23 protein-coding genes are annotated in these 26,566 nt (G+C 69.9%); 14 read left to right on the top strand and 9 right to left on the bottom strand.

All coding sequences use genetic code 11. From position 1 onward, the window contains the following. Positions 1–233 precede the first annotated feature (233 nt). From ABT352_RS40105 to phoH2, 12 genes are all read left to right on the top strand, one after another. Positions 234–662: a DUF4307 domain-containing protein gene (locus ABT352_RS40105; RefSeq protein WP_350950306.1), complete on the top strand. Its 429-nt coding sequence runs from the start codon at positions 234–236 to the stop codon at positions 660–662. Positions 663–774: 112 nt separating this feature from the next. After that, a complete protein-coding gene (gene greA, locus ABT352_RS40100) occupies positions 775–1,275 on the top strand; it encodes a transcription elongation factor GreA (protein WP_350950305.1) in 501 nt (166 codons plus the stop codon). Between the two features lie 199 nt (positions 1,276–1,474). Next, a complete protein-coding gene (locus tag ABT352_RS40095) occupies positions 1,475–2,770 on the top strand; it encodes a C40 family peptidase (protein WP_350950304.1) in 1,296 nt (431 codons plus the stop codon). Between the two features lie 262 nt (positions 2,771–3,032). After that, on the top strand, positions 3,033–3,560 hold the full coding sequence (abmR, locus tag ABT352_RS40090; RefSeq protein ID WP_350950303.1) for an ATP-binding transcription factor AbmR: 528 nt from the start codon (positions 3,033–3,035) through the stop codon (positions 3,558–3,560). Positions 3,561–3,849: 289 nt separating this feature from the next. Continuing rightward, a complete protein-coding gene (locus tag ABT352_RS40085) occupies positions 3,850–5,649 on the top strand; it encodes a phosphoenolpyruvate carboxykinase (GTP) (protein ID WP_350950302.1) in 1,800 nt (599 codons plus the stop codon). Positions 5,650–5,860: 211 nt separating this feature from the next. After that, a complete protein-coding gene (locus tag ABT352_RS40080; RefSeq protein ID WP_350950301.1) occupies positions 5,861–6,838 on the top strand; it encodes a TIGR04222 domain-containing membrane protein in 978 nt (325 codons plus the stop codon). Then, positions 6,831–7,643, top strand: coding sequence for an MbnB/TglH/ChrH family RiPP precursor modification enzyme (locus ABT352_RS40075; protein ID WP_350950300.1), 813 nt, complete (start codon positions 6,831–6,833; stop codon positions 7,641–7,643). The genes ABT352_RS40080 and ABT352_RS40075 overlap by 8 nt, the downstream gene beginning before the upstream one ends. Continuing rightward, positions 7,636–8,010, top strand: coding sequence for an SCO6045 C-terminal-like domain-containing protein (locus ABT352_RS40070; RefSeq protein ID WP_350950299.1), 375 nt, complete (start codon positions 7,636–7,638; stop codon positions 8,008–8,010). Before ABT352_RS40075 ends, ABT352_RS40070 begins: the two co-directional genes overlap by 8 nt. A gap of 263 nt (positions 8,011–8,273) precedes the next feature. Further along, positions 8,274–9,059, top strand: a complete 786-nt coding sequence (locus ABT352_RS40065) for a TIGR04222 domain-containing membrane protein (protein WP_350950298.1) — start codon at positions 8,274–8,276, stop codon at positions 9,057–9,059. Positions 9,060–9,340: 281 nt separating this feature from the next. Beyond that, entirely contained in the window at positions 9,341–9,817 is a 477-nt protein-coding gene (locus ABT352_RS40060) for a hypothetical protein (RefSeq protein ID WP_350950297.1), read from the top strand. Between the two features lie 78 nt (positions 9,818–9,895). Next, entirely contained in the window at positions 9,896–10,663 is a 768-nt protein-coding gene (locus tag ABT352_RS40055) for an isoprenyl transferase (protein WP_350950296.1), read from the top strand. A gap of 221 nt (positions 10,664–10,884) precedes the next feature. Continuing rightward, positions 10,885–12,228 (top strand): RNA 5'-3' helicase PhoH2, encoded by a 1,344-nt coding sequence (gene phoH2 / locus ABT352_RS40050; protein WP_350950295.1) that lies wholly within the window; start codon positions 10,885–10,887, stop codon positions 12,226–12,228. 220 nt (positions 12,229–12,448) lie between these two features. Here the strand turns inward: phoH2 and ABT352_RS40045 are convergent, their stop codons facing one another. From ABT352_RS40045 to ABT352_RS40035, 3 genes are read right to left on the bottom strand one after another with little or no spacing between them, the layout of a single operon-like run. Beyond that, a complete protein-coding gene (locus ABT352_RS40045; RefSeq protein WP_350950294.1) occupies positions 12,449–13,180 on the bottom strand; it encodes a hypothetical protein in 732 nt (243 codons plus the stop codon). Further along, the gene (locus ABT352_RS40040) at positions 13,177–14,574 is read right to left on the bottom strand and encodes an ATP-binding protein (protein WP_350950293.1); all 1,398 of its coding nucleotides are present in this window, start codon (positions 14,572–14,574) and stop codon (positions 13,177–13,179) included. Before ABT352_RS40040 ends, ABT352_RS40045 begins: the two co-directional genes overlap by 4 nt. 29 nt (positions 14,575–14,603) lie before the next feature. Continuing rightward, complete coding sequence (locus ABT352_RS40035; protein ID WP_350950292.1) at positions 14,604–15,278, bottom strand: response regulator; 675 nt, start codon at positions 15,276–15,278, stop codon at positions 14,604–14,606. A gap of 303 nt (positions 15,279–15,581) precedes the next feature. Between ABT352_RS40035 and ABT352_RS40030 the strand changes: the two genes are divergently transcribed. Both ABT352_RS40030 and ABT352_RS40025 read left to right on the top strand, forming a co-directional pair. Further along, positions 15,582–16,352 carry an aggregation-promoting factor C-terminal-like domain-containing protein gene (locus ABT352_RS40030; RefSeq protein ID WP_350950291.1) on the top strand — a complete coding sequence of 257 codons (771 nt, stop codon included), beginning with the start codon at positions 15,582–15,584 and terminating at the stop codon, positions 16,350–16,352. 60 nt (positions 16,353–16,412) lie between these two features. Next, complete coding sequence (locus tag ABT352_RS40025) at positions 16,413–18,389, top strand: glycosyltransferase family 2 protein (protein ID WP_350950290.1); 1,977 nt, start codon at positions 16,413–16,415, stop codon at positions 18,387–18,389. Positions 18,390–18,483: 94 nt separating this feature from the next. Here ABT352_RS40025 and ABT352_RS40020 read toward each other — a convergent pair whose 3' ends face one another. From ABT352_RS40020 to ABT352_RS39995, 6 genes are all read right to left on the bottom strand, one after another. Continuing rightward, a complete protein-coding gene (locus ABT352_RS40020; protein ID WP_350950289.1) occupies positions 18,484–19,800 on the bottom strand; it encodes a tannase/feruloyl esterase family alpha/beta hydrolase in 1,317 nt (438 codons plus the stop codon). 149 nt (positions 19,801–19,949) lie between these two features. Continuing rightward, the gene (locus tag ABT352_RS40015) at positions 19,950–20,993 is read right to left on the bottom strand and encodes an alpha/beta fold hydrolase (protein ID WP_350950288.1); all 1,044 of its coding nucleotides are present in this window, start codon (positions 20,991–20,993) and stop codon (positions 19,950–19,952) included. Positions 20,994–21,013: 20 nt separating this feature from the next. After that, entirely contained in the window at positions 21,014–22,336 is a 1,323-nt protein-coding gene (locus tag ABT352_RS40010; RefSeq protein ID WP_350950287.1) for an MFS transporter, read from the bottom strand. Between the two features lie 207 nt (positions 22,337–22,543). Then, on the bottom strand, positions 22,544–24,385 hold the full coding sequence (locus ABT352_RS40005) for a helix-turn-helix domain-containing protein (RefSeq protein ID WP_350950286.1): 1,842 nt from the start codon (positions 24,383–24,385) through the stop codon (positions 22,544–22,546). A 406-nt stretch (positions 24,386–24,791) separates the two neighbouring features. Then, positions 24,792–25,538 (bottom strand): 3-hydroxybutyrate dehydrogenase, encoded by a 747-nt coding sequence (locus tag ABT352_RS40000; protein WP_350950285.1) that lies wholly within the window; start codon positions 25,536–25,538, stop codon positions 24,792–24,794. A 328-nt stretch (positions 25,539–25,866) separates the two neighbouring features. Continuing rightward, a complete protein-coding gene (locus ABT352_RS39995) occupies positions 25,867–26,253 on the bottom strand; it encodes a tautomerase family protein (protein ID WP_350950284.1) in 387 nt (128 codons plus the stop codon). Between the last annotated feature and the right edge of the window lie 313 nt (positions 26,254–26,566).

Genomic DNA, 26,566 nt, shown 5'->3' with positions numbered 1-26,566 from the left:
TGTCTTACGGTGAACGTAGCCATCGAGGATGCACCTCCTGTTCGTGATGGCTGGGGCTGGTCAATACGGGCTCAAGGCACCAGGCGGCACCTCAAACCCCCTCCTTCAGGCATTCAGGAGGGGGTCGTCGACTCTAGGGAGAGGTTAGTTTCTCTTGGGCGGTCGCGAGGGCGAGGCCCTCGCAGGGGACAATTGTCTCGGATAACACCGAGGTAGTGCAGGGAGATTCCGTCATGGCCACCAGCGAAGCCGAGAAGGGCCGTCGGGACGGTCCCGTCCTCGGCACCCCGGGCGACTTTCCCGACCGCCCGGAGCGCAGGGGGCGTTTCGTGGTGCACGCCGTGATCGCGATCCTCTGCGTCGTGTGCGCCGGGGGGTGGGGCTACGTGATGTGGGCGGCGAAGGGGGACACGGAGGTGATCGACCAGGTCATCGCATTCGACACCAGTCGCGGCGATTCTGCGCAGATCACCTTCGAAGCGGTCAAACCATCCGATCGCGCGGCGCTCTGCCGTCTGCGGGCCACCGATGTCAGCCACGTCGAGGTCGGCAGCAAGGAGGTCAATATTCCGGCTGGTGAGGGGTATGTTCGGCTTACCGAACGGCTAGAGACCAGTGCTCGGGCCACTTCCGTTCACGTCCAGTACTGCTATCTCGTATAGTGAGACATTTGGGGAGGCGGTCGAGGGGTTAACTTGTTAGCCTTTCGAGATTCGACCGACAGCAACCCCCCAGGCACCAAGCACGAAGCCCCCGAGGAAGCAAGGAGAACCCGTGGCCGACTCCCACAACGAGAGCGTCACCTGGCTCACTCAGGAGGCGTATGACCGCCTGAAGGCTGAGTTTGAGCACCTCTCGGGGCCCGGGCGCGTTGACATCGCCAAGAAGATCGAGGCGGCACGCGAAGAGGGCGACCTGAAGGAGAACGGCGGCTACCACGCCGCCAAGGACGAGCAGGGCAAGATGGAGGCCCGTATCTTCCATCTCCGCCAGATCCTGGACAGTGCCAAGGTCGGTGAGGCGCCCCGCACCGAAGGCGTGGTCGGCCCCGGAATGACGGTCACCGTCCGTTTCGAGGGCGACGACGAGGAGGTCGCCTTCCTGCTGGCCTCGCGCGAGGAGAGCGGCGCCCCGATCGACGTCTACTCGCCCAAGTCGCCGCTCGGTTCGGCGATCAACGGCAAGAAGATCGGTGAGAAGGCGACCTACACGATGCCGAACGGCCGTTCCAACACGGTCGAGATCCTTGAGGCCGTGCCGTACATCGGTAACTGACCTCCGCGAACCCTGATCGATTCGCTGATCCGCCGGGACGGGCGTCCCGGCGGATTGCCGTGTGCCCAAAGATTTGACAGGCTTTCGCAAAACTTGTGGCTGCATTGCAGATTGGGTGCTTTTCGGTGGGTTTGCGTGCATCCTGGGACGGTCTACGGCACCCTCGTAGGGCTGGAGTTCGCGGGGAAGGGGATATGTCGTGTTCAAGCGGCGACCACGTGTCTCCGACCTGATCCGGGAAGCCCGGCAGGACCTCGCCTACACCCCTCGTCCCCGCTACAGCTACCGCACCGCCCGCCTGATGAGGCGGGCGGTTCCGATCCTGGCGGTCCTGCTCGTCGGCCTGCTGGCCACCGGTCTGATGGTCTTCACCCAGATGCCGGAGACCGAGCCCGAGAAGATCACGATGCGCAAGTCCGTCGCCACCCTGCCGACCCAGGTGGCCAAACCCGTTCAGGACGGGCAGAACGGTAGCTCTCCGGAACCGGTGGCGCCGCTCACCTCGATGCGGCAGCCGCACCTGTTCGTCGTCGCGAACAGGCCGCTCAGCGCGGCCGCGGTCGCCAAGGTCGCCCAGCTCTCCGGGGTGCGGGCGGTGGAGCGCGCCGACGCCGCCGAGGTGGTCCTGGACGGCAAGCGGGTGCAGACCCTCGGGGTGAACCCCTCGACGTTCCGTGCGTACACCCCCAAACCGACCGCGCGCTCCGACCGGCTCTGGCGGAACGTCTCGGCGGGGGAGGTTGCCGTCTCCTTCGTCCTGGGCAACGACGGCGGTATGCCGCTGGGCAAGACCTTCACCACCGCCGGGCGTGAGCTGCGCGTCGGCGCCTACGCCACGATGGGCATGGGCGCCATCGACGCCGTGGTCTCCCGGCCGACCGCCCGCGCCCTGGGCATCCCGGAGAACAACGCGCTCGTGGTGAGCGCGCCGAAGGCCGACTCCGCGAAGCTGCGCCTCACCCTCCTGCGCGCCCTGCCCAAGGGGGCACAGGTCGCGGTGATCAACCCGGTGCTGCGGGCTCCCGGCAAGACCACCGCTCCCGGCAGGACCGTGACTCCCGACAAGACCGCGACGACCTGGTCCGCGAGCTCCTTCATGACCGCCCCGCAGGTCACGACCGCCCTCACCGCCGCGATCGGCAAGCTCGGCCGCCCGTACGTGTGGGGGGCGGAGGGACCCGACAGCTTCGACTGCTCGGGCCTGGTCCAGTGGGCGTACGCGCAGGCGGGGATCAAGGTGCCCCGGGTGACGCACCAGCAGTTCGTCTCAGGACCCCAGATTCCGCTCGCCCAGGCGCAGCCCGGTGACCTGCTGTTCTGGCGGCACGACCCCACCAACCCCGGTTATGTCTCGCACGTGGCCATTTACTGGGGGGACGGCAAGATGCTGCACGCTCCCAGGACCGGCGACGTGGTCAAGCTCGTCCCCGTCACCACCCGCAACTTCGCCGGGGCCGTCCGGATCAGCCCGGGGGTCGCCGCCCGGGTCCGCTAGCCCGGTGCCGCCCGGGTCCGCCGGCCCGGTGCCGAGCGGCCCGGTGCCGAGCGGCGCCGTCGGCCCGGTCCCGCCCTGGTGCGCCGGTCCGGCTCCGCCGGCCCGATGCCGAGCGCGCGACTTCGATTGCCCTCGGGTGATCGCCCGCCGCGCTCGCCCGGGGACCTGACTTCGGCAACTCCGTTTCCTCGCCCGCGGGCGCCTCTCCGGTCTTCCCTCGCGATGCTGGCTTCGATCTACGAAGCGATGTAATCTAAATTACATGGAAAACGACGAAGCGGTGGAGAAGCTGCGCGGCTGGTTCTCGGGGAGGCTCCCCGAGGAGTGGTTCGAGGGTGGAGTGGAGATCGTGCTCGACCGCGAGGAGATCACGGTGGTCGGCAGGCTCCGGGCTCCCGCGCTCGGTGACGACGTCTCGGAGGTGGAGCGTTCCGCCGCAGTGGAGGGCGGCATCCTGCGTTTCCGCGAGGAGACGAGGGAGCGGCGCGTCGAGATCGCGCTGGAGGCCGAGCATCGTTTCCGCAGGAAGGTCTCCTGGGGCGTCGCGGTCGGTGACGAGACGGTGATGTTCACCACACTCTCGGTGCCCGTCATGACCCGGCTCAAGCAGTCGGAGCGCCAGGTGCTCGACACTCTCGTCGCCGCCGGAGTGGCCCGCAGTCGCAGCGACGCGCTCGCCTGGTGTGTGCGTCTGGTGGGCAACCACACCGACACCTGGCTGGCGGATCTGCGGGACGCGCTGCAACACGTCGACCGTGTGCGGGCCGCGGGGCCGGACGTGAATTCCTGACCCCATCGGGGAAAATGGCGAAAAAATTGGTCTGAACCTGTCCGGTGATTGGTTTAGACCTTTCTTATTGGCCTATACCATTGGTGGGACGGCTTTTTTAGAGTCACTTCTTTTGGGTAGGGGTTTCGAAACCCCGCGCCTCCTGCCTGGGCATACGTCGGCAGGGGCGTCGGGTCCGGGGTGTCGAGACGTGTGATCGCGTTAATTCAGTGGTCTACGCCAATTGGATTGGACGCGGTCCGGTCGTCAATGATGCCTTGGTCCCGGGAAGTGTAAAGGAGCCCAAGTAGTGTCTGTTGTCGTAGATGCCACCGCCGTCAGCCCGACCCGCCACGAGGAGCTCGCGGGGTGGGTCAAGGAGATCGCCGAGCTGACCCAGCCGGACCGGATCGAATGGTGCGACGGCTCCGAGGCCGAATGGACCCGCCTGACGAACCTGCTGGTCGAGCAGGGCACCTTCACGCGCCTTTCCAAACGGCAGAACAGCTTCCACGCCGCCTCCGACCCCAGCGACGTCGCCAGGGTCGAGGACCGGACCTACATCTGTTCCGAGCGCGAGGAGGACGCGGGGCCGACCAACAACTGGATCGCTCCCGCCGAGATGCGCCGTACCTTCGGCGAGATCTTCAAGGGCAGCATGCGGGGCCGGACGATGTACGTGGTGCCGTTCTGCATGGGCCCCCTGGGCGGTGAGATCTCCCAGCTCGGCGTGGAGATCACCGACTCGCCGTACGTGGTCGTGTCCATGCGCGTCATGACCCGCATGGGCGAGGACGCCCTGCGGCTCATCGAGGAGCGCGGCGGCTACGTCAAGGCCGTCCACTCGGTCGGCGCCCCGCTGGAGCCCGGCCAGGACGACGTGCCGTGGCCGTGCAACCCCACCAAGTACATCAGCCACTTCCCCGAGACCCGCGAGATCTGGTCCTACGGTTCCGGGTACGGCGGCAACGCCCTGCTCGGCAAGAAGTGCTACGCCCTGCGCATCGCCAGCACGATGGCCCGCGACGAGGGCTGGCTCGCCGAGCACATGCTCATCCTCAAGATCACCCCGCCCTCGGGAGAGACGCGCTACGTCGCGGCGGCCTTCCCGAGCGCCTGCGGGAAGACGAACCTCGCCATGCTCCAGCCGACCCTCCCCGGGTGGAAGGTCGAGACGATCGGCGACGACATCGCCTGGATGCGCTTCGGCGCCGACGGACGGCTGCGCGCGATCAACCCCGAGGCGGGATTCTTCGGCGTCGCCCCCGGGACCGGCGAGTCCACCAACGCCAACGCGGTCAAGACGCTGTGGGGCAACAGCATCTTCACCAACGTCGCCCTCACCGACGACGGCGACGTGTGGTGGGAGGGCCTCACCGACGAGCCCCCGGCGCACCTGACCGACTGGAAGGGCCGCGACTGGACGCCGGAGTCCGGCGAGCCCGCCGCGCACCCCAATGCCCGCTTCACGGTCCCGGCCGCGCAGTGCCCGACGATCGCCCCCGAGTGGCAGGACCCCGAGGGCGTGCCGATCTCCGCGATCCTGTTCGGCGGGCGCCGCGCCAGCGCGGTCCCCCTGGTGACGGAGGCATTCGGCTGGCGGCACGGCGTCTTCGTAGGGGCGAACATCGCCTCGGAGAAGACCGCCGCCGCCGAGGGCAAGGTCGGCGAGCTGCGCCGCGACCCGTTCGCGATGCTTCCCTTCTGCGGTTACAACATGGGCGACTACTTCGCCCACTGGCTCAAGATCGGCCGGCGTGAGAACGCGCGGCTGCCGCGCGTCTACTACGTGAACTGGTTCCGCAAGAACGACGAGGGCAGGTTCATCTGGCCCGGCTTCGGCGAGAACACCCGCGTTCTCAAGTGGATCGTCGACCGCCTCAACGGCGAGGCGGAGGCGGTACGCACCCCCATCGGCCTGCTCCCCGAGCGGCTCGACACCGAGGGCCTCGACGTCTCCGACGAGGACATGCGGACGCTGCTGAGCGTCGACGAGGAGATCTGGAGGCACGAGGCGTCGCTCATGCCCGCCTTCTTCCAGACCTTCGGCGACCACCTGCCGGGAGAGCTCTGGGAGGAGCACAAGGCCCTCGTCGCCCGCCTGGGCTGAAAGGACCGTGCCATCCGGGCGTGCCGGAGACCGGGAGCCCTGGCTCCCGGTCTCCGGCGTACTCGGGGCGGGTGGCTGCATTTCGCCTGGTGACCGACATCTCACTGAGTCGCCGTCGAAGTCGGGCGAAACTTCTGCCAGGCTGTGCGCGTCCATCTGAGTGCACGGGACGCCGCTCCTGTGGCCCACCTTTCCCCCCGAGGAGGCGGACATGGAGTTCTCGCTCTTCGTCATCGCCTGTGTCGTCGGCCTGGTCATCCTCTCCACAGCCCTCACGGTGCGCCGTGAGCACCGCCGGGTCCGCTCGGCCATGGCCGGCCACTACGGCGGACCGCCGAACCCGTACGAGCTCGCCTATCTCGCCGGAGGGCCGCGCCGCGTGATCAACACCGCGCTCGGCCTGCTGGCCAGGGCCGGGGTGATCCGGGTCTCGCGAGGCGGGCACACCAGCCTGGTCGCCGGCGCCAAACCCTCTCCCGACCCGATCGAGCACGCCGTCATGGAGGCGCTCCACCTGCGCGGAGGCTCGGCCCCCGTGGGTGAGGTCCGCCGCGCGGTGGCCGAGGGGCGGGGCGTGGAGAGTCTGCGCTACCGGCTGCTGGGGCTCGGCCTGCTCGTGCCCGAAGGTGCGCTCGACCACGCGCAGGCGCTGCTCAGCCGACTCCAGATCGCCTCGATCATCGAGGTGATCGTCGTGGCGGGCATCCTGCTCGCCGGGGCGACCGGAGGACTGGGCACCTTCGCGCTCCTGGTGGGGATGATCTCGGCGATCGGCGGCTTCTCCGCCTACTCGCGGCAGAGGCGGGCCCTGCGCGACGCCCTGAGCAACGCGGGCCACCAGGTGCTCGCCTCCGCCCGCGAAGCCCATGTGCGAGGCAGCCGCCCGCTGGTGCCCGACCTGGCCTTCGCCGTCGGCATTCCCGTCGCCCTGTACGGCCTGAGCGAGCTCAACGAGCCCGGACTGGAGGAGGAGCTGCAGCGTCAGACCGCGGGCGCCGCCAACAGCTGCGCCACGGGCTCCTGCGGGGGTGGCGGCTCGAACTCCGGTGACGGCCTCTCCTTCGGAGGTGGCGGCGACTTCGGTTCCGGCGGCTGGGGCGACTCCGGTGGGTCGGGTGACAGCGGCGGATCGAGCGACGGCGGCGGCTCCAGCTGCGGTTCCAGCTGCGGCTCCGGTTGCGGTGGCTGAGCCTGGGGCGCTGGGGGTGGGCATCGGCTGGCGGCCGGAGATCGACCTGACCGTGGAGCGGCTGCCCGGTGTCGACTTCGTCGAGGTCATCGCGGAGAACGTGAACCCCTCCCGGCTCCCCGAGTCACTGCGGGTGCTGCGTGCCCGCGGGACACCCGTGATCCCGCACGGTGTCGGGCTCGGCATCGGTGGCGCCGAGTCCCCCGACCCGCGGCGGCTGGCGCATCTGGCGGACTGCGCCCGAGCCCTGGACGCGCCGCTGGTCAGCGAACACCTCGCCTTCGTACGGGCGGGCGGGATGGAGGCCGGGCACCTGCTTCCCGTCCCGCGCACCCGGGCCGCGCTCTCGGTCGTCGCCGAGAACGTGCGACGGGCGCAGGACGCCCTTCCCGTGCCGCTGGCCCTGGAGAACGTCGCCGCCCTGTTCGGCTGGCCGGAGGACGAGATGACCGAGGCCGCCTTCCTCGGCGAACTGGTGGAGATGACGGGTGTCGGGCTCCTGATCGACGTGGCGAACCTCTACACGAACCAGGTCAACCTGGGGCTGTCGGCCGTCGCCGCGTTGGACGGCCTGCCGCTGTCCGAGCTGGCCTACGTCCACGTCGCCGGGGGCCACTCCCACCGGGGGCTGTGGCACGACACCCACACCGCGCACGTCCCCGAGGACGTGCTGGACATCCTCTCCGAGCTGTGCGCGCGGGTCGAGCCACCCGGTGTGCTGCTCGAATGGGACGACGACTACCCCAGCGACGGCGCCCTGGAAGGGGAGCTCGGCCGGATCCGCGGTGCGATGGCCCGTGCCTGAGGACGGGGCGAGGGAGGCGCTGGCCAAGGCGCAGGCGGCCCTGGTGGCGGCCCTGGTGGCCGGGGAGGAGGCGCCCCGGGGTTTCGACCGGGAGCGGCTGCGGATCCAGGAGGCCGCCCTGATCTCCAAGCGGCGCAGGACCGTGGCCAGACTGCGGCCCGATCTGGCCGCGCTGCTCGGCGACGGCTTCGCCGGGGAGTTCGACGCCTACGCGCGGGGCCGTCCCAAGCCGCAGGGTGGTTCCCACGCCGATGCCAGTGACTTCGCCGACCACCTCCGCGCGGCGGGACGGCTGCCGGAGGAGCCCGTGGCCCCGGAACCCGGCCCCCCGCCCCGCCGATGGTGGCTCCTCGGAGGACGCCGCTGAGCCGGGTGCGCCGGGCCGGGTGCGCTGAACCGCGTGCGCTGAGCTGGTTGCGCCGGGCCGGGCGCCTGTCGCGCCAGGGTGTCTTGACGGGCCTCACCGGGTGCCTTCGAGCGGACGTGTTCAGCCGGGAGTCGCCGGACCGGAGGTGCCGAGCCGGGTGACCGATATCGGTCGCGCCGGACAGGGCGCGGCAGAAACTTCTGGTCCTCCCCGTTCGTCCACCGGGTAGTGAACCTCAGGCAGGGACCATCGCGGAGGCCGTCATGCAGACCGTACAGATCGTCGTCGTGGTGGGTCTCGCGCTTCTGGGAGTGGCGGGGCTGATCGCGCTGCGCCTCGCCGTGCGCCCCTCGCGCGTCTACGAGGGGCCCGAGCTGACGCCGTACGAGCTGGCGCTGCTCGCGGGCGGCCGGTCCAGAGTGGCCGACACCGCGCTCGCCTCACTGACCGCCGTAGGGGCGGTGAGGGCACGGCGCGACGGGTGGCTGACGCAGGTGTCAGGCCAGGTCGGCGTGCTCACCCAGCCGGCGCAGACCGAGGTCCTCGACCACCTCGGGGGACAGGCGGGCGGCGTGCCGGTCTGGGCGATCAGGAACAGAGTGGCCCAGGGGGCCGCGGTGACCATGCTGATCGCGCGGCTGAGAGACCTGGGGCTGATCGACGCGCCCGGTTCGGGACGGGCCGACCCCACCCACCCCAACCGTGCGGGGAAGACCGCGCTGGCCCACTACCGACTGCGCCACCGCGAGGACAGGTCCCTGCCACCCCGCGCCGGAGACCACGTCGACCATGACGAGCTGAACATCCTGGGGGTCGCCCTGCACGGTCTGAAGCAGTGGGAGGACGGGCGGCTGGCGGGGATCCTGTCCATGGAGGGCCCGCCACCGCCTCCCGCGCTGCGACGCGGCTCCTCCCGCCGTCACGGTGCCTCCGGCGCCTCGGCGAGTTCCTCTCACGGTTGTGGCGGGGGTTACGGCGGTGGCGACGGTGGGGGCGACTCCGGTTCGGGTTCCAGTTGCGGGGGCGGTTGCGGCGGGGGCGGCTCCTGAGGATCCCCGACAGGCCGGGTGACGCCGCCCTGAGGACGTGTGCGGGGTGGCGGCACCGCCGCCGGGGTGGTGTGGGCCTCGGGGCATGGGTGGCGCGGCCTTGGGAGTGCGTGCCGGGGGTCGCCTGGATGGCGGGGACGTGGGGGCGTACGCCAGGGGCGTCGCCCGGATGGCGGGGACATGGAGGGCGTTGATCATGTTTTGGCGGACTGGGGCGGGATACCCTCTCTGAGGTGGGGGGACTGCGTTGTCTTGATGGTTCTTATCTGACCGTTACGCCAGTGGCGTGCCGTGACAGTGCCGGTACGCCGTACGAGATCACCCTGCGGCTCCACCGCGACGGCGCGCTGTACGGCACGGTGGGTGAGCGGTGCGGCTGGTTCCTCACCCGGCTGGCGCGAGGGGTCGCCGAGGCGCGTGCGGGGCACGAGGCCCGATGGCCCGACCCCGACGACCGCTTTCCCGGCGACGAGGAACTGTTCGCCTTTCGTTACCGGGCCAGGAACGGTGTCGTCGGCGGGGGCGAACTCCGCTGCCAGCTGCGGACCATCCCGATCTGGGTCCCGGGGCGACGGGGGCCCGGTGGAGAGTGGCGGGTCACCAGAAGGGCGTTCCTGGAGGCGTGGGGCAGCGACGGGGTGGGGATGCGCGCCGTTCTGACCTCCTCCGAGCTGGGCGTTTTCGTGGAGGCGCTCGTCGCGGAGGCCGAGGAGTGCCTGAGATCTCCCAACCCGGGCAAGGCCGCCAGATCCCTGTAGCGGGGGCCGAGAGGTCCGCGGGGCGGTGATAATTGCCTGTCAGTGCCCATTCGTGGCAGTGCTGAGGGAGGGGCTTCAATGGGCGTGCGCGATCTCGTCTACCGCCTGTACGAACGCCGGCTTGAGTCGAAGCTGTCCCGTCACAAGGAGATGGTTCCCCGGCACGTCGGCGTGATCGTCGACGGCAACCGGCGCTGGGCGCGCTCGATGGGCCTCGACGACGTGAGCCGCGGGCATCGCAAGGGCGCGGACAAGATCTCGGAGCTGCTCGGCTGGTGCCGGGAGGCCGGTGTCGAGGTCGTCACCGTGTGGTTGCTGTCGAGCGAGAACATCAACCGCTCCAAGGACGAACTGGACCTCCTGGTGAAGATCATCGAGGATGTGGTCCAGGAACTCGTGGCCGACGGATGGCACATCAAGCCCATGGGCGCGCTTGATCTTTTACCTGATCACACGGCTCGGGTGCTCAAAAACGCAAAAGAAGCGACATCACATCGTCCCGGTTTGATTGTGAACGTTGCTGTTGGGTATGGAGGAAGGCGTGAGATCGCTGATGCGGTGCGCTCCCTTCTCCAGGAGCACGCGAGCAAGGGCGCAAGTATCGAGGACCTTGTCGAGGTCCTCGATGTCGAGCACATCGCGGAGCATCTCTACACGCGCGGCCAGCCCGATCCGGATCTGGTCATCCGGACATCGGGGGAGCAGCGGCTCTCGGGTTTCCTGCTCTGGCAGAGCGCTCACTCCGAATTCTACTTCTGCGAGGCCTACTGGCCTGACTTCCGCAGGGTCGACTTCTTGCGGGCTCTCCGCTCCTACGCCGCGCGACACCGCAGGTACGGTTCCTGAAATTCCACATGAACGACCCCTTTCGGGCGGTCTTAAGCAGTTGGAAGTCGGGCATTCAGGACGTACCGTAAGAAGTAGGAGAGCACAGCTCACCTACGCCGGAGAGGGCCCGCCTTTGCGTCACGACCTGCTGAGGAGGGCCGGTCAACGGTCCCTGCTCGACGTTCTCGTGAGCGGGCCCCTGGCCGGTCCGCATCCCAGCTCATGGCAGGGCACCGTCAATGGTGCCCGGGGGAGAACGCGTGGCAAACCCTTCGTCCTCACCCACGTCGCCGGCAGTGCAGCGGCGCACGTACGTCCTGGACACCTCGGTGCTCCTGGCGGATCCAACGGCGATGAGCCGTTTCGCCGAGCATGAGGTCGTCCTCCCGATCGTCGTCATCACCGAGTTGGAGGGCAAACGCCATCATCCAGAGCTCGGATATTTCGCGCGCAAGGCGCTGAGATACCTCGACGAACTCCGGGTGACACACGGACGTCTGGACGAGCCCATGCCGATCGGCGAGGGCACCATCCGGGTGGAGCTCAACCACAGTGACCCGTCCATCCTGCCCGTCGGGTTCCGGCTCGGCGACAACGACACCCGCATCCTGACCGTGGCGAAGACCCTCGCCGCCGAGGGCCACGACGTGGTGCTGGTCTCCAAGGACCTGCCGATGCGGGTGAAGGCCGCCTCCATCGGGCTCGCCGCGGACGAATACCGCGCCGAACTCGTGGTGGAGTCCGGCTGGACCGGCATGGACGAGCTCCAGGTAACCGCGGAGGACGTCGAGACCCTCTTCGAGCACGGCACGGCCGACCTGGTCGACGCCCGTGACCTGCCCACCCACACGGGCCTGCGTCTGCTGTCGAGCAGGGGTTCCGCGCTGGGCCGGGTGCTGCCCGACAAGTCGGTGCGGCTGGTACGCGGCGACCGCGAGGTCTTCGGCCTGCACGGCCGCTCTGCCGAGCAGCGGATCGCGCTCGACCTCCTGATGGACCCCGAGGTCGGCATCGTCTCGCTGGGCGGCCGAGCGGGCACCGGCAAGTCCGCGCTCGCCCTCTGCGCGGGCCTGGAGGCGGTCCTGGAGCGCCGTCAGCACCGCAAGGTCATCGTCTTCCGTCCCCTGTACGCCGTGGGCGGCCAGGAACTGGGCTACCTGCCCGGTTCCGAGAACGAGAAGATGGGCCCGTGGGGGCAGGCGGTCTACGACACCCTGGGCGCGGTCACCACACCCGAGGTGATCGAGGAGGTCATGGACCGGGGCATGCTGGAGGTGCTTCCGCTCACCCACATCCGCGGCCGGTCGCTCCACGACGCCTTCGTCATCGTGGACGAGGCGCAGTCGCTGGAGCGCGGGGTGCTGCTCACCGTGCTGAGCCGGATCGGCGCCAACTCCCGGGTCGTCCTCACCCACGACATCGCCCAGCGCGACAACCTGCGGGTGGGGCGCCATGACGGCGTCGTGGCGGTGGTGGAGAAGCTCAAGGGACACCCGCTGTTCGCGCACGTCACGCTGACCCGCTCCGAGCGCTCGCCGATCGCGGCGCTGGTCACCGAGATGCTGGAGGACATCACGATGTGACGGGGCGTCGGACGTCGCCGGAGCGCGGTCGCGGGCTGTACGGGCCCCGCGACCGCGCTCCGCGCGTTGTGGCTCCGCGCGTTGTGGCTCCGTGCCTCCGGTGGCGGCCGGTGCGTCGGGGCGCCCGCGGATTCCGGTGTCCGTACCCCTGGCCTTCGCGGGATTCCGGTGCCCCATGCGCGCCTGGCCCGGGTGCCGGGGGGAGGAGGGACGGGGTCTGTCAGGGGGGCAGCCGCACTCCGGGGGCCGCGAGATTGCGGAACTCGAAGCAGCCCCGGTCGCCCATCGTCTCCGGGGTACCGGGGAAGAGCCGGGTGACCTCGACGCTCCAGATGCTCTCCTGCTTGTTCTGCCGGATGGTGCAGGTGATCTGGGCGAGGGCCTCCTTGGTGACCTTGCCCTGGCCCGTGATGATCACGTTCAGCCGGTAACCCAGGTTGTCGTTCGGCTCGTTGCGCTGATCGGTGTTGTCGGTGTTGTCGGAGTAGCGGGTCGTCTTGGTGTCGTAGTGGCTGAAGTCGTTGAGCGCGCTGGTCAGCCCCGCCTTCGGCGGCTGCTTGCCGGCCCGGAAGAGCGTGTCGATGATGTTCTTCGCCGAGTCGGAGACCACCGGGATCTTGACGGGCTCCAGCCGGCCGTCGCGGAGCAGATAGACCGTCACCCAGGTGGGGCTGTAGCTGATCACCGGCGGACGGCCGTAGTCCTGGACCTCGGTGGGGGAGATGCCGCATCCGCCGAGCAGCAGGGAGGCGGAGAGCAGGCAGGCGAGCCACCTCGCACCGGAAACGGCCGGCCGGGCGAGCCACCTCCTGCCGAGGGACGTCGTGGGGATGAGCCGTCTTCCGCCGAGGTCGGTCGGGAGGGTGGGCCGTCCGCTGTGGGGGACGGTCGAAAGGACGGGCCGCCTCCTGCCGAGGGCCGTCGGGCCGTACGGGCGGGTGAGCCGTCTCATGCCGGGGGGAGCCAGACCGTGAAGAGGGTTCCCGGCCGCTGCGCGCGGACCGAGATCGTGCCGCCGTGCAGCTGGGCGTTGGCCCGCGCGATGGACAGGCCGAGCCCGCTGCCGTCACCCCGGGCCCCGGCCTTGTAGAAACGGTTGAACACGAAGGGCAGATCCTTCGCAGGGATGCCCTTGCCGTGGTCGCGCACCTTCACCTCCAGGCCGTTCGGGGTGCTGCGGGCGGTCACCATCACCGGGGGCTCACCGTGGCGCAGGGCGTTGCCCACCAGGTTGGCGACGATGACGTCGAAACGCCTGGGGTCGACGGAGAACGTGAGTCCCTCCGGCACGTTCACCCGTACCCGGTCCGACCAGCCGCGCGTGTCCAGGCAGTCGCAGACCACGTCCACGATGTTCACGGTGTCCACGTTCAGCGTGGCCGTGCCCGAGTCGAACCGGCTCGCCTCGATGAGCTGCTCGATCAGGGTCCGCAGCCGCTCGATCTCGCGCAGCACGAGGCGTACGGCCGTCGCGGGCTCGGGCGGCAGGCGTTCCGCCTCCTCGGAGAGCATGTCGGTCACCGCGGTCATCGCGGTGAGCGGTGTCCTGAGCTCGTGGGAGACGTCGGCGACGAAACGGCGGGACATCGCCTCCAGCGAGCGCAGCTCGGTGACGCTCCGCTCCAGGGCTGCGGCGGTGTCGTTGAACGTGGCGGTGAGCTCGGCGAGCTCGTCCTGGCCGTGTACGGGCAGGCGGGTGTCCAGGTGGCCCGCTCCGAGCGCTCGGGCCGCCGAGCCGAGCCGCCTCACCGGCAGCAGGAGCTGCCTGGCCGACAACAGGCCCAGGGAGAGGGCGATGATCAGCATGGCGACGCCGGCGACGGCGAGCGGCTGCCGCAGGCCGCTCAGGAGCCGGTCCTCCTCGATGAGGGGGGCGAACACGTAGACGATCATCCCGGTGGGCTGCGCGGTGTGGATGGGCTCGATCCGCCAGACGGGGGTGCCGATGAGCAGCCACATGTCGCCGCGGATGGTCATGCGCTTGGCGACCATCCGCTGGGTGGCCCTGGCGGCGAGGTCGCCGGGGACGTCCTTGGTGCCGAAGTCGCCGTCGGGGTAGACGTACTCCTCGTAGCGGACCACCACCCTGCCGCCCTGGGGACGCAGGCTCCGCTGCAGCGTGCTGATCTCCTCGTCGGTCGGTGGGCCGTCTCCCGGCCAGAGTCCGCCGACGGGCACCCTGATGCCCTCCAGGGTGTCGCGTACGTCGCTCACGGCCACATGCTCGGCACGTCCGATCATGCGGCTCTTGACGAACTCGTAGCCGATTCCCGCGACGACCGCGGAGGCGGTGACGGCGATCAGGGTGAAAGTGATCACCAGGCGCCCGCGCAGACCGGTGTACATCCGCCGGAGAGCGGGAGGGAGCGCCGGTCTCACGGCGGGCTGAACCGGTAGCCGAATCCCCGTACCGTGTGGATGAACTCGGGCTCGGCGGGGACCGCCTCGATCTTGGCACGGACCCGTTGGACGCAGGCGTCGACGAGCCGGGAGTCGGCGACGTGGGTGTGGTCCCAGACGGCCCGCAACAGGTATCTGCGGTTGAGCACCTGGCCGGGGTGGCGGACGAGTTCGAGCAGGAGCCGCAGTTCCGTGGGGGTGAGGTGGACCTCGCGGCCCCCCAGTGCCACCTTGAGCGCGCCCCGGTCGATGACCAGGTCGCCGAAGGTGATGCGGTCGGAGGCGACCGACTCCATCCGGCGCAGGACGGCGCGGATGCGGGCGTCGAGCACGCGGGGCTCGACCGGCTTGACCACGTAGTCGTCGGCCCCCGCCTCCAGTCCCACGACGACGTCGAGGTCGTCGCCCCTGGCGGTGAGGAGGATCACCGGCAGCTGGTCGAGCCTGCGGATACGGCGGCACACCTCGACGCCGTCGATGCCGGGCAGCATGACGTCCAGGATGGCGATCTCGGGTCGGCGCGTTCTGATGTGCTCAAGGGCCTCCTCACCGCTGGTGTAAGCGGTGACGGAGTGTCCCTGCCGGGTGAGCGCGAGCTCCAGCCCGATCCGGACCGAGGGGTCGTCTTCGACGAGAAGGATGCCTGCCACCGGGTAATCATTCTCCCAAGGCTTGGTTGGTTCCGCTGGGTCACAAAACCCAGACATAACGCAAACAGTACCTGAATTAGGTGGTCAGACCACGATTCGGGCACTTTCATGATCATCAATGTGGTCGAAGTTATCCCATAAGGCAAAATGTGAGCAAAATCACTCCCATGCTTTCATTGCCGGGAAAGTACCCGTGGCCTGGCGGTTGTGTCACCGGAAACCCCTGCGGGTACAGCCGAGCGCCGACCAACTCTCCCGTTCCGGTTGCGGACCACCCCCCTCCCCACGGCAAGCTCATAGGTCGTGAGTCCAGGATCACAGGAACTGAGGGAGCGCTCGGCGCCCGGTGCCCGCCGCGCGAGCCGCAGGGCCGGCAGAGGGAAGGCCGACGCGGGGAAGGCCGACGCGGGAAAGTCCGCCGCGCCCAGTTCGAAGCGCGGCATGACCACCAAGCGGGCCCTCATCCTGGGCACCGCGCTCGTGGTGCTGGTCGGCGTGGGCGCCTTCACCGCCTACACCGCCGTTCAGAACGCCTCGGCACCGAAGACGACGCCGCTCACCCTGGACGAGATGGCGCAGATGCTCGGCTCCGACCCGTTCGGCTCGGACCTGGAGTCCGACATGCTGAAGGCCCAGGCCGCGCAGGCGCTCAAGGCCGACAAGATCGCCGCCGAGCGCGACAACCGCAAGGCGCTCAACCAGGTCAAGATCGTTGACGAGGCGCCCGGCGGTGGCGGCTTCAGCCCGCAGCAACTCCCCCCCGGCACCTCCAACCCGACCGGCAACAGGGCACTCGGCAAGCAGATGCTGGACGCCAGAGGCTGGTCCGGCGAGTGGGGCTGCCTGGAGAAGCTCTGGATGAAGGAGAGCGGCTGGAACGAGCGCGCCATGAACACCTCCAGCGGCGCGTACGGCATCCCCCAGTCCCTCCCCGGCCACAAGATGGCGAGCGCGGGCAGCGACTGGCAGACCAACGCGGCCACCCAGATCGAGTGGGGGCTGGGCTACATCAAGGGCCGTTACGGCTCGCCCTGCGGCGCCTGGGCCCATTCCCAGGCCAAAGGCTGGTACTGAGAGACCAGGAGTCGGCAAGTCTGATCGCCTCCCGGCGTCCCGCGCCGCACCCTTGGCCGCATGGACGTGAAGGTCAGCGTGGTGGTGCCGGTGCACAACCCCGGTGATGGCGCCGACGCCTGTATCCGGTCGGTGCTGGAACAGTCGATGGCCTCCGAGGACTACGAGGTCATCTTCGCCGACGACGGCTCCGACGACGGGATCCAGCAGCGCCTCGACACCCTGGCCGCGGTGCGGTCGAACGTCAGGGTGCTCCACCTGGAGCGGACCGGCTCGCCGATGCGCGGCCGCAACCTCGCCCTCATGGTCGCCAGGGGCGAGTACGTCTACCTGCTGGACCAGGCCGACCGCCTGGAGAGGGACGCCCTGGAGCGGATGTACGCGCGGGCCGTGGAGACCGGGGCCGACATCCTCCTCGGACGGCTGATCAACGACCGGAGGCCGTCCTCCGCGGTCTTCGACGCCGACCGCGAGAACGCCGACATCGTGCGGGACCGGCTGCTCACGCTGCTCACCCCGCACAAGCTCTTCCGCAGGGCCTTCCTCGACGCGGAGGCGCTGAACTTCTCCGACCCCGGCGGCCTCCTGGCCGAGCAGACCTTCGTGCTCCGCGCCTATCTGCGGGCCGAGAACATCGTCGTCATGGCCGACGGGGTCTGCTGCCACGTCACCGAGCGTCAGGAACCGCCGCAGGACCCCTACGTCTGGGCCGCGGAGCTGCGCGAACTGCTCGACGTCATCGACGACGAGGTCCCAGAAGGCCGTCGGCGCGACCGGATGTACGCCCAGTGGTTCCGCGGCGCGGTGCTGCGACGGCTCGGCGGGAACCGGTTCGTCACCTCCTCCGCGGATCGGGCGGTCACCTTCACGACCCTGCGCGAGCTGGTCGTCCAGCGTTTCCCCCCGCGCCTCGACCTCCTGCTGCCCGTACCGCTGAGGGTCCGTGCCGCACTGCTCCGCGCCGGCAGGCTCGACCAGCTCGTCGCGCTGGCCGGAGCCATGCGCGGCGTCCACCTCCAGGCCGACCTCGACGACCTCGCCTGGGACGACGGCGCGCTCACCCTGCGGCTCACCGTGGAGATGACCCAGGCCGACGGCACCCCCATGCGCTTCGTCCCCTACGGGGAGGGCGGCCTGCTCTGGGAGCCTCCCGTCCCCCTCGACGGGCTCCGCCTGCCGCCCGAGATGGCCGACGTCAGCCAGGCCGCGGCCAAGGCGCGGTTCGAGGTCTACGTCAGACACGAGGACACCGGGACGATCCACTTCCTGCCCTCGGACTGTTCGATGACCCGCTGCCGTCACCGCAACGGGGTCAGGCTCCAGATCACGGGCACCGCCCGGCTGGACATCGACTCGGCGGCCATGGACGGACCGCTGCCGCCGGGACTGTGGGAGATACACGTGCGCATGTACGGCGGGGTGCAACAGGCGAGCACCCGGGTGACGGGGTCGCCGCTGAACTGCACGGGAATGGTCGCCGACTGCTCCAGGCGGCTCGTCGTCCCCTGGTGGTCCGACAGGGGGGAGCTGGGGATCTGCGTGGAACCCCGCTCGTTCCCCGAGTCGATCGTCCTGGTCTCACCGGGTACGACGGTGATCAGGCAGCGCAAGCACGTCTTCGTCGTCGTGCCCGTGCCCTACGTGCCGCCGAGCGGAGGGCCGCCCGCGGAGCTGGTGTTCCGCCAGGCCGAAGGCAGGGAACGCGAGGTGACCGCGCCCGCGCTGGTCGAGCCCGGTGTCCCGGGGGAGCTGGCGGGACGGCTGATCGCCAAGATCCCGACCAGGCTCGCGTACCGGGAGGGGTTCCTCGCGCCGGGGATCTGGGCGCCGTTCCTGCGGGTCGACGGCGAGGAGACCGGGCTCCGGTTCAAGGTGGAGATGAACCGCGGTGGCCGGGTGGAGATCCGTAAATCCGCCGCCGCCGAGCCCTCCGAGCCCTGGTACCCGCTGCTGAAACGGGTCGCGCTGCGGATACCGCTGGTCAGGAACGCGGTCCGGGTGACCAAGAGCGTCCAGCGGCGCTACATGCTCAACTGATCCGGCCCGGCGCCGCACGGCCCGTCGGGGCTGTGCGGCGCCGGGCCGTCATACGGGTCCGGGTCGGTGTGTCCGGCGGTTCAGGGGAGTGGGGTCACGCTCTCAGCCGGCACTCGTTGGGCAGGTCACCGGTCGAGGGCCTCGGCAGCGTCGCGCTCGGCGGCGGGTTCTGCCCACGCTCCACCCAGCTCTCCAGGGTCTCGAAGGCGCTGCGGAAGCACGGCAGCAACGGGCGGAGCTTGTCGGGGTAGGAGGCGTAGAGGCTGTCCACGTGGGTGCCGTCGGTGATCCGGTAGTAGCGGAACGGCCGGCGGTCGCCGACCATGTCCGCGTAGACGTCGCCGGAGCGGGAGATCGGCAGCAGCGTGTCCAGCGTGCCGTGGATCGTGATCAGCGGCTTGCCGATCCGGCCGGTGAGCCCGATCTTCCGCACCGCCGCGTACGGCTTGCGCGCGTCGTAGTCGTAGTCGGCGTCGCAGGCCGGGGTGCCCGAGGAGCAGAAGGGCGTGCCCGCGTCGGTGTCGCCGTCGAAGGAGGGGTCGAGTTCCTCGCGGTAGACGCGCTGGGTCAGGTCCCAGTAGTACTGGTGGTGGAACGGCCACAGGAACTCCGAGCCACGGGCGAAACCCGCGTCGTACATCGCCTGGGTGTCACCCGCCGGATAGGCCCGCAGCGCCGGAGGCAGGTAGTTGAGCAGGTTGTCGCCCTTGACCCGCCAGAGCGTGCCCTCCCAGTCGATCCCGCCGTCGTAGAGCCAGGACCGGTTCTCCAGCTGCCAGCGGACCAGATATCCGCCGTTGGAGATGCCCGCGGCGTAGGTCCGCTTGGGAAGCCTGCCGTAGCGCTGCGCGACGACGGCCTTGGCCGCGATCGCGATCTGCGTGACCCGGTCGTTCCACTCGGCCACCGCGTCACCGGGCTTGCGGCCGTCCTTGTAGAAGGTGGCGCCGACGTTGCCCTTGTCCGTCACCGCGTAGGCGTACCCCTTGGCCAGCGCCCAGTCGGAGACGGTGAAGTCGTTGGCGTACTGCTCCCGGTTGCCCGGGGTGCCGGTGACCACCAGCCCGCCGTTCCAGTCGTCCGGCAGCCGCAGGACGAACTGCGAGTCGTGGTTCCACCCGTGCGTCGTGTTGAAGGTCGAGGTGTCGGGGAAGTAGCCGTCGATCTGGATGCCGGGCACGCCCTTCGGGTTCACCGCCCCCGCCGGGTGCAGGCCCGCCCAGTCGGCAGGGTCGGTGTGCCCCGAGACGGTCGTGCCCGCCGTCGTGAGGTCGTCCAGGCACGCCTTCACCTGGTGCTCGGCCCCCGGCACCGTCACCCGGTCCAGCTTGGCGCAGTGCGCCGGTGCGGTCCCCGCACTCGCCGCGGGCGCCCCGGCGAGGACCGTCAGCAGGGCGAGCCCGACAGCCACGACCCCCGCCAACAAACCTGTGAGGCCGCGCCGGCGACTGGACTGAGGAGAGGGAGGTCGTGAGGAACGAGCGGCCTTCATCGACGAGGGAAGGAGTCGGGTAAGAGCGGCCTCACCGCGACGCGCAGCGTTGCCATTGATACTGCTACTCATGGTCGGCTCCGCTTCAGGTGGTCGGAGAGGGCGGCGCGGAACTCGGCGGGCCGCTCGATGTGCGGGCTGTGGCCGCAGTCCAGGACGACCTCGGTGTACGGGCCGTACCGCTCCAGGACGGTGCGGGTCTGGGCGACCATCGGCTGCGCGGGGGTGCCGGGCGAGCCGGGGACGGCCCCCAGGGCGCCCAGGTGGGCCAGGTCGAAGAGCGAGGTGTCGGAGATGATCACGTCTGCCTCGCCCCGCACCCACAGGATCGGCGGCTTCGGGTCGATCGTGTGCAGGTCGTCGAGCCGGAAGTGCGTCGGGGCGAACGAGTTGAGCACGCCCCGCGTACCGGGGCGGACCCCCGGCCACTCCTCCGACGCCACCGCGTCGCCGGGGTAGTTGTCCTCGCCGACCCTCGTGGACAGCAACGACGCGACCAGGGCGTCCTCGTCGTCGATCATCGTGCCGGGCTTCACGTACGTGGTGCGCATCACGTTCCTCGGCGAGACCGGGGAGTCTCCGGAGGTGTCCCCGGCCGCGAGCAGCTTCACGAAGTCGGGGTTGGCCGCGCCCGCCCCGGAGCCGGTGCCGTCGGGGTGGTTCAGCACGCCGTCGGGGCCGTGCGTGCCGCCGAAGCCGTACGGGGAGACCGGGTTGACGAGCGTCACGCTCCGTACGGCGGCCGGCCGGTCGCGCAGCGCCTGCAGCACGACGCCGCCGCCCATGCTCCAGCCGACCAGGTGCACGCCGTCCAGCCCGAGGGCGTCGAGGAGGGCGAGCACGTCGTCGGAGTAGTCCCGCAGGCCGCGGGTGGCGTCGACAGGGGCGGGCTCGGTGTCGCCGAAGCCTCGCAGGTCCACGGCGAGCGGCCGATGGCCCGCCTCGGCCAGGGCGAGCAGCGTGGCCCGCCAGAAGGCGGCGCTCGACACGTTCCCGTGCACGAACAGCACCGTCTCGCCGCTCTCCGAGGTGTTCTCCGAGGCGCTCCCCACGACCGACAGGACATTCTGGGTGATCCGGCCGGTGGGCACCGGCCGGTTCTCGATGTGCATCAGACGTCTCTCCGTACGGTTCAGCGGGTGGTGGTCTTGGCCTCGTCGGGGGTGCCGATGGTGACGAGGTCGCGCCCCCTGGTCTCGCGCGAGACATACACGGTGATCAGGGTGAGCACGGCGGCTCCGGCCACGTACAGCATGATCGGGAACGCCGACCGGTAGGTGTCCAGCAGGGCGACCGCGATCAGCGGGGCGAGGGCGCCCGCGACGATCGAGGCGAGCTGCGAGCCGATCGAGACGCCCGAGTAGCGCATCCTCGTCGCGAACAGTTCGGAGAAGAACGCGGCCTGCGGGCCGTACATCGCGCCGTGCAGGATCAGTCCGACGGTCACCGCCAGGGTGACCGCGGCGAAGCTCTTGGTGTCGATCAGCGGGAAGAAGGCGAAAGCCCACAGCCCCACCCCGGCGGCGCCGATCAGATAGACGGGCCTGCGGCCGAGCCGGTCGGAGAGCGCCCCCCACATCGGGATCGAGACGAAGTGGATGGCCGACCCGATCAGTACCGCGTTGAGCACGAGGGGCTTCGGCAGTCCCGCCTGTGCCGTCGCGTAGACCAGCACGAACGCGGTGATCACGTAGTAGGAGACGTTCTCCGCGAAGCGGGCGCCGATCGCGATGAGGACGTCCCGCCAGTGGTATCTGAAGACGTCCACGATCGGCAGGGACGGCGCGGGCTCTGCGTTGGCGACCGCCTGCTGGAAGACCGGCGACTCGCTGATGGAGAGCCGGATCCACATGCCGACCAGTACCAGGACACCGGACAGCAGGAACGGGATCCGCCAACCCCAGCTCACGAACGCCTCGTCCGTCTGGACCGCGGCCAGCACCGCCAGCACGGCGGTGGCGAGCAGATTGCCGCCGGGGGCGCCGGCCTGCGGCCAGGAGGCCCAGAAGCCGCGGCGCGCGGCGTCGCCGTGCTCGGAGACGATCAACACCGCGCCACCCCACTCGCCACCGAGGGCGAAGCCCTGGACGAGCCGGAGCAAGGTCAGCAGCAGCGGTGCCGCCATGCCGATCGCCGCGTGGGTCGGCAGGCAGCCGATCAGGAAGGTCGCCCCGCCCATCAGCAGCAGACTGATCACCAGCAGCTTCTTACGGCCGAGCCGGTCGCCGAAGTGCCCGAAGACCAGCGCGCCCAGCGGGCGGGCCACGAAGCCCACCGCGTAGGTCAGGAACGCCAGCAGGGTGCCCGTCAGCGGCTCCGACTCGGGGAAGAACAACTGCGGGAACACCAGCGCGGCGGCCGAGCCGTACAGGAAGAAGTCATACCACTCGATCGTGGTGCCGACGAGACTGGCACCGACGATCTTTCCGATGGGGGTACGGGTTTTCTCTGCCATCTCACTCACCAGGGGAAGTCGCTGTTGGGGGGATTTCGGCTACCGTACGTAGTGACCGGCGTCACTCCTATGGGTACGACCGCCATAGCCGACAGGTGCTCTATGTGGACGTGTGCGGCGGCCCTCCGCGAGTCGGCCCGGCCCCCCGGCGAGTCGGTGTGGCCCGGCCTGGCCTGACGGGTCCCGGCACGGTCCGGCGCGGCCCGGTCAGCCGCTGAGACGGTGCAGGCGCAGGGCGAGCTGGACCTCCAGCGCCCTGTCGGGGCTCTGCCAGTCGTCGCCGAGGAGCTGGCCGATCCGGTCCAGGCGCTGGGTGACCGTGTTGACGTGGATGTGCAGGGCCTCGCTCGTCCGCGACAGCGAGCCGCCCATGCCGAAGTACGCGGTGAGGGTCTGCACCAGAGCGGTGCCCCTGCGGGCGTCGTAGTCGATCACCGGGCCGAGCACCGAGGTGAGGAACGCCCCGATGTCGCGGCCCTCACCGACCAGCAGCCCGACGAAACCCAGCTCCCTCGCGCCGGCACCCTCCCCGGCCCTCCCCAGGGCCACCAGGGCGTCGGCGCAACGCTGCGCCTCCCGGTGCGCCGCGGCCACCTCGGCGGTGCCGCGCACGGGCCCTCCGGCGCCCGCCGTGGCCGGATGGCCCAGTGAGGCGCTCAGCTCGGTCGCGACCCGTTTGGCCAGCGGCCCCGGCCGGTCCCCGGGGAGCATCAGGACCACCTCGTCGCCGCGCTGCGCGGCGAGACCGTGGTGCATCGCCGCCTGGGAGGACGCCCAGAACGCGGCACGCTCCCGCCCACCGCCGTGGCGCACCACGACCACCACATGGTCATGGTCCAGATTCACCCCGACCCGCCGGGCGCGGTCGGCCAGGCCGTCGAGCGCGGGCCGCGAGATCAGGTCGTCGAGCAGCTCACCCCTGACCCGGCCCTCCGCCTCGGCCACCGTACGCCTGAACAGCAGCAGCAACGCGGTCACCAGCGCGGCCCGCTCCAGGATGCGCTGGTCGGCGTCCGACACCTGGCCGCCGCTGCGCAACACCAGTGTGCACAGCGGCTCCGCGCCCACGTCCACCGACGCGACCAGCAGATCTCCCTGCCGTACACCGCGCCCCAGCGCCCTCGACGAGCGCGCGGCGTCCGCGATCGCGTCCTTGCCCAGCGCGCCGTCCTCCAGGACGCGCGCGTCCCCGGCGATCGGGCGCCCGGCGTCGTCGAGCACCGCGAGCGAGCCGCCGAGCACCTCCGTCACCACCGCCGCCACGTCCTCGACCCCGCCGCCGCGCAGCACCAGGCCGGTCATCCGGTCGTGCGCGAGCGCGGCGCGCTCCACGGCCTGGCTGTGCGCGCTCACCTGCCGGTTGGCCTCGCTGAGCTCCTCCAGGGCGTGCCTGGTCTCCTGCAGCAGCCGGGCGTTGTCGATCGCCACCGCCGCGTGCGCGGCCAGCGAGCCCAGCAGCACGACCTCGTCCTGGGTGAAGGGCCGTACGCTCCGGTTGGCCGCGAACAGCACCCCGATCACCCGCGCGCCCAGCTTGAGCGGCACGCCGAGGATGGCGACCAGCCCTTCCTCAAGCACCGCGTCGTCGATGTCGGTCTTGTGCCGGAAACGCTCGTCGGCGAAGTAGTCGGCGGTCGAGTACGGGGTGGCGGTCTGGGCCACCAGCCCGCCGAGCCCCGCGCCCATGGCGAGCCGCAGCGCCCGGAACTTCGCCGACACCGAGCCGTCGGTCACCCGCATCCAGGTGTCGCCCCGCTCGGGGTCGTGCAGCGTCATGTAGGCGGCGTCCGTGCCGAGCAACTGCCTGGCCCGGTGCACGATGGCCTCTAGGACGGCGTCCAGGTCCCGCAGCCCGGCGAGGTCGCCCGCCGTGTCGAACAGCGCCGACAGCTCCGCCTCACGCTTCGCCCTGCGCCTCAGCAGCGCCCGCACCCTCAGCGCGGCGAGCTTGGCCTCCTCCAGCTCCGCCAGCGCCTCCGCGCCGATCCCGTCGGACCTCGCCGCGAGAACGGGTCCCTCGAACTCGACGGCCGAAGCCTCCCTGGCCAACAGCTCGAGAAAGATCTGTGTTGTTTGGCGCTGTGTTGTTGGCGACGCTGGCGCGTCGCGGTTCGGCCGCTGTGTTGTTGGCGACGCTGACGCGTCGCGGTGAGGCCGCTCTTGTCCGGCTCCTTCCCTCGTCGAGGAAGATCGCTCGTTCCTCACGACCTTCCTCTCCTCAGTCCAGTCGCCGGCGCGGCCTCACGGGTAGTCCCACCACCAAGGACGCTGGGGCATCGCGGTGAGGCTCTTCCTGTCCCGCTCCTTTTCTCGTCGCTCATCCGCTTCCCTCGTGTTTGTTTGCGGCGCTGGTGCGTCGCGGTGAGATCGCTCGTTCTTCGCGACCTCTTCTCCTCAGGCCGGTGGTCGGCGAGGACTCATGGGTTCATTGCGATGTTAGGTGGCTTTGCGGGGGTCAGCGGGCGGTCCAGCCGCCGTCTATGGGGAGGGAGGTGCCGGTGACGAAGGAGCCGTTCGGGCCGCAGAGGTAGGCGACGAGTTCGGCGACCTCCTCGGGTTCGATCAGCCGTTTGACGGCGGCGGGGGCGAGCATGATCTGCTCGATCACCTCGTCTCTGCCGATGCCGTGGGTTCCGGCCTGGGCGCCGATCTGGTTCTCCACCAGGGGGGTGCGGACGTAGGCGGGATTCACACAGTTGGAGGTGACGCCGTGGGGGGCGCCCTCCAGGGCGATCGTCTTGGACAGCCCTTCGAGGGCGTGCTTGGCGGTGACGTACGCCACCTTGTAGGGCGAGGCGCGGAGGCCGTGGACCGAGGAGATGTTGACGATCCGGCCCCAGCCGCGTTCGTACATTCCCGGCAGGACCTCCCTGACCAGCAGGAAGGGCGCCTCCACCATCACTTTGAGGATCTTGGAGAACACCTCTGGGGGGAACTCCTCGATCGGGGCGACGTGCTGGAACCCGGCGTTGTTCACCACGATGTCCGTACCGGGCGGGATCGCCCGTACGAAATCCGGTTCCGACAGGTCCGCGACGACGGGTGTGCCCGAGATCTCCGCGGCGACCTTCGCCGCCGCCTCGGGGTCGATGTCGACCACCAGCACGTGTGCTCCGGCCGCGGCCAGCCGGTGCGCGCAGGCACGCCCGATCCCGCTGCCCGCTCCGGTCACCACGGCTCGCCGACCCGCTAGGTCAATCATGCTGCCGAATCTAGGCAATGACCCGAATCCTGGCCCATGTCGCCCACCTCCACACTCCACCGTACGTTTATGTGGCGGATATCCGCCTGCCCGGTCTCGTCCCGTCGCCCGGCTCGGGACATCTCGGTGACGGAGGGCGCGAAGCGGGTCACCGTCCCGGAAGCCATCGCGTGAGAAGCGATCGCCTCGCGTACCTTTTCGGCGAGCGAGACGAACGTGAACATTCAATGATTCGTTGTCTCGCTCGCTTTGGCCGCTGAGGGGGATCCGGTCGTACGGACGACGGGAACGGTTTCCCGGTGCGGGTTCGTGGAAGGGCGCTCGGCTCTCAGACGGTGACCGGGTAGGTGAGCGTGAGTTCGTCGCCGGGGAGGCCGCGGATGCCCCAGTTGACCTTGGGGGACTCCATGATCACGATCTCCAGGTCCTCGGCGGGGAGGTCGAGGGCGTCACCGACCTCGGTGAACAGGGCGCGGATCAGCGCGCGTTTGGCCTCGTCCGTCCTGCCGCTGAAACAGACGATCTCCACGATGAGATACCGCTCGCTCCGCTGCGGGCAGATCATGTCCTCGGCGTCCAGCAGCAGGAACCGGTGGAACCGCTTGTCCTCGGGGAGCCGCCAGACGTTCACCAGACAGCCGTGGACGGTGTCGGAGATCTCCTGACGCCGGTCGGACCAGGCGTCCCTGCGACCGTAGAACTTGATCTGGGTCATGTTGCCGAGTCTTCCAGGAAGCCGATCTACGACGCCAATCGGGGAGCCGGTTCGCGATCGTGCCGGTTCGCCGGCGTTCCCGGTCGCGATCGCGCCGGTTCGTGGCCGGTGGCCGGGGGTGCCGGGGCACGTGCCGGAGTGGTCATCGGTCCGCGGGGGGGCTGGGCGCGGGCGGTGACCGGCGGCCGGGGCGGTCTACCGAAATGCGGGCCGGTGCTCCGGCCTTCAGGCCGGGGGTGAAGGCCCGCGCGGGAGTGCCCGCCAGGGCGCGAGCGTGCCTTCACCCGCAGGTCACAGTGGGCGTTGCTGCTGC

The sequence above is a fragment of the Streptosporangium sp. NPDC000563 genome (assembly GCF_040299985.1).
In the GTDB taxonomy this organism is placed as follows: domain Bacteria; phylum Actinomycetota; class Actinomycetes; order Streptosporangiales; family Streptosporangiaceae; genus Streptosporangium.
Note: the sequence above shows the minus strand (reverse complement) of the source record. Positions and strands in the feature narration are given on the sequence as shown.

Bases quoted from the DNA above. Each gene is read 5' to 3' on its own strand.
- ABT352_RS40105 (WP_350950306.1), top strand. From the start codon at position 234: ATGGCCACCAGCGAAGCCGAGAAGGGCCGTCGGGACGGTCCCGTCCTC.
- abmR (WP_350950303.1), top strand. From the start codon at position 3,033: ATGGAAAACGACGAAGCGGTGGAGAAGCTGCGCGGCTGGTTCTCGGGG.
- ABT352_RS40080 (WP_350950301.1), top strand. From the start codon at position 5,861: ATGGAGTTCTCGCTCTTCGTCATCGCCTGTGTCGTCGGCCTGGTCATC.
- ABT352_RS40065 (WP_350950298.1), top strand. From the start codon at position 8,274: ATGCAGACCGTACAGATCGTCGTCGTGGTGGGTCTCGCGCTTCTGGGA.
- ABT352_RS40055 (WP_350950296.1), top strand. From the start codon at position 9,896: ATGGGCGTGCGCGATCTCGTCTACCGCCTGTACGAACGCCGGCTTGAG.
- phoH2 (WP_350950295.1), top strand. From the start codon at position 10,885: ATGGTGCCCGGGGGAGAACGCGTGGCAAACCCTTCGTCCTCACCCACG.
- ABT352_RS40045 (WP_350950294.1), bottom strand. From the start codon at position 13,180: ATGAGACGGCTCACCCGCCCGTACGGCCCGACGGCCCTCGGCAGGAGG.
- ABT352_RS40040 (WP_350950293.1), bottom strand. From the start codon at position 14,574: ATGTACACCGGTCTGCGCGGGCGCCTGGTGATCACTTTCACCCTGATC.
- ABT352_RS40025 (WP_350950290.1), top strand. From the start codon at position 16,413: ATGGACGTGAAGGTCAGCGTGGTGGTGCCGGTGCACAACCCCGGTGAT.
- ABT352_RS40015 (WP_350950288.1), bottom strand. From the start codon at position 20,993: ATGCACATCGAGAACCGGCCGGTGCCCACCGGCCGGATCACCCAGAAT.
- ABT352_RS40010 (WP_350950287.1), bottom strand. From the start codon at position 22,336: ATGGCAGAGAAAACCCGTACCCCCATCGGAAAGATCGTCGGTGCCAGT.
- ABT352_RS40000 (WP_350950285.1), bottom strand. From the start codon at position 25,538: ATGATTGACCTAGCGGGTCGGCGAGCCGTGGTGACCGGAGCGGGCAGC.
- ABT352_RS39995 (WP_350950284.1), bottom strand. From the start codon at position 26,253: ATGACCCAGATCAAGTTCTACGGTCGCAGGGACGCCTGGTCCGACCGG.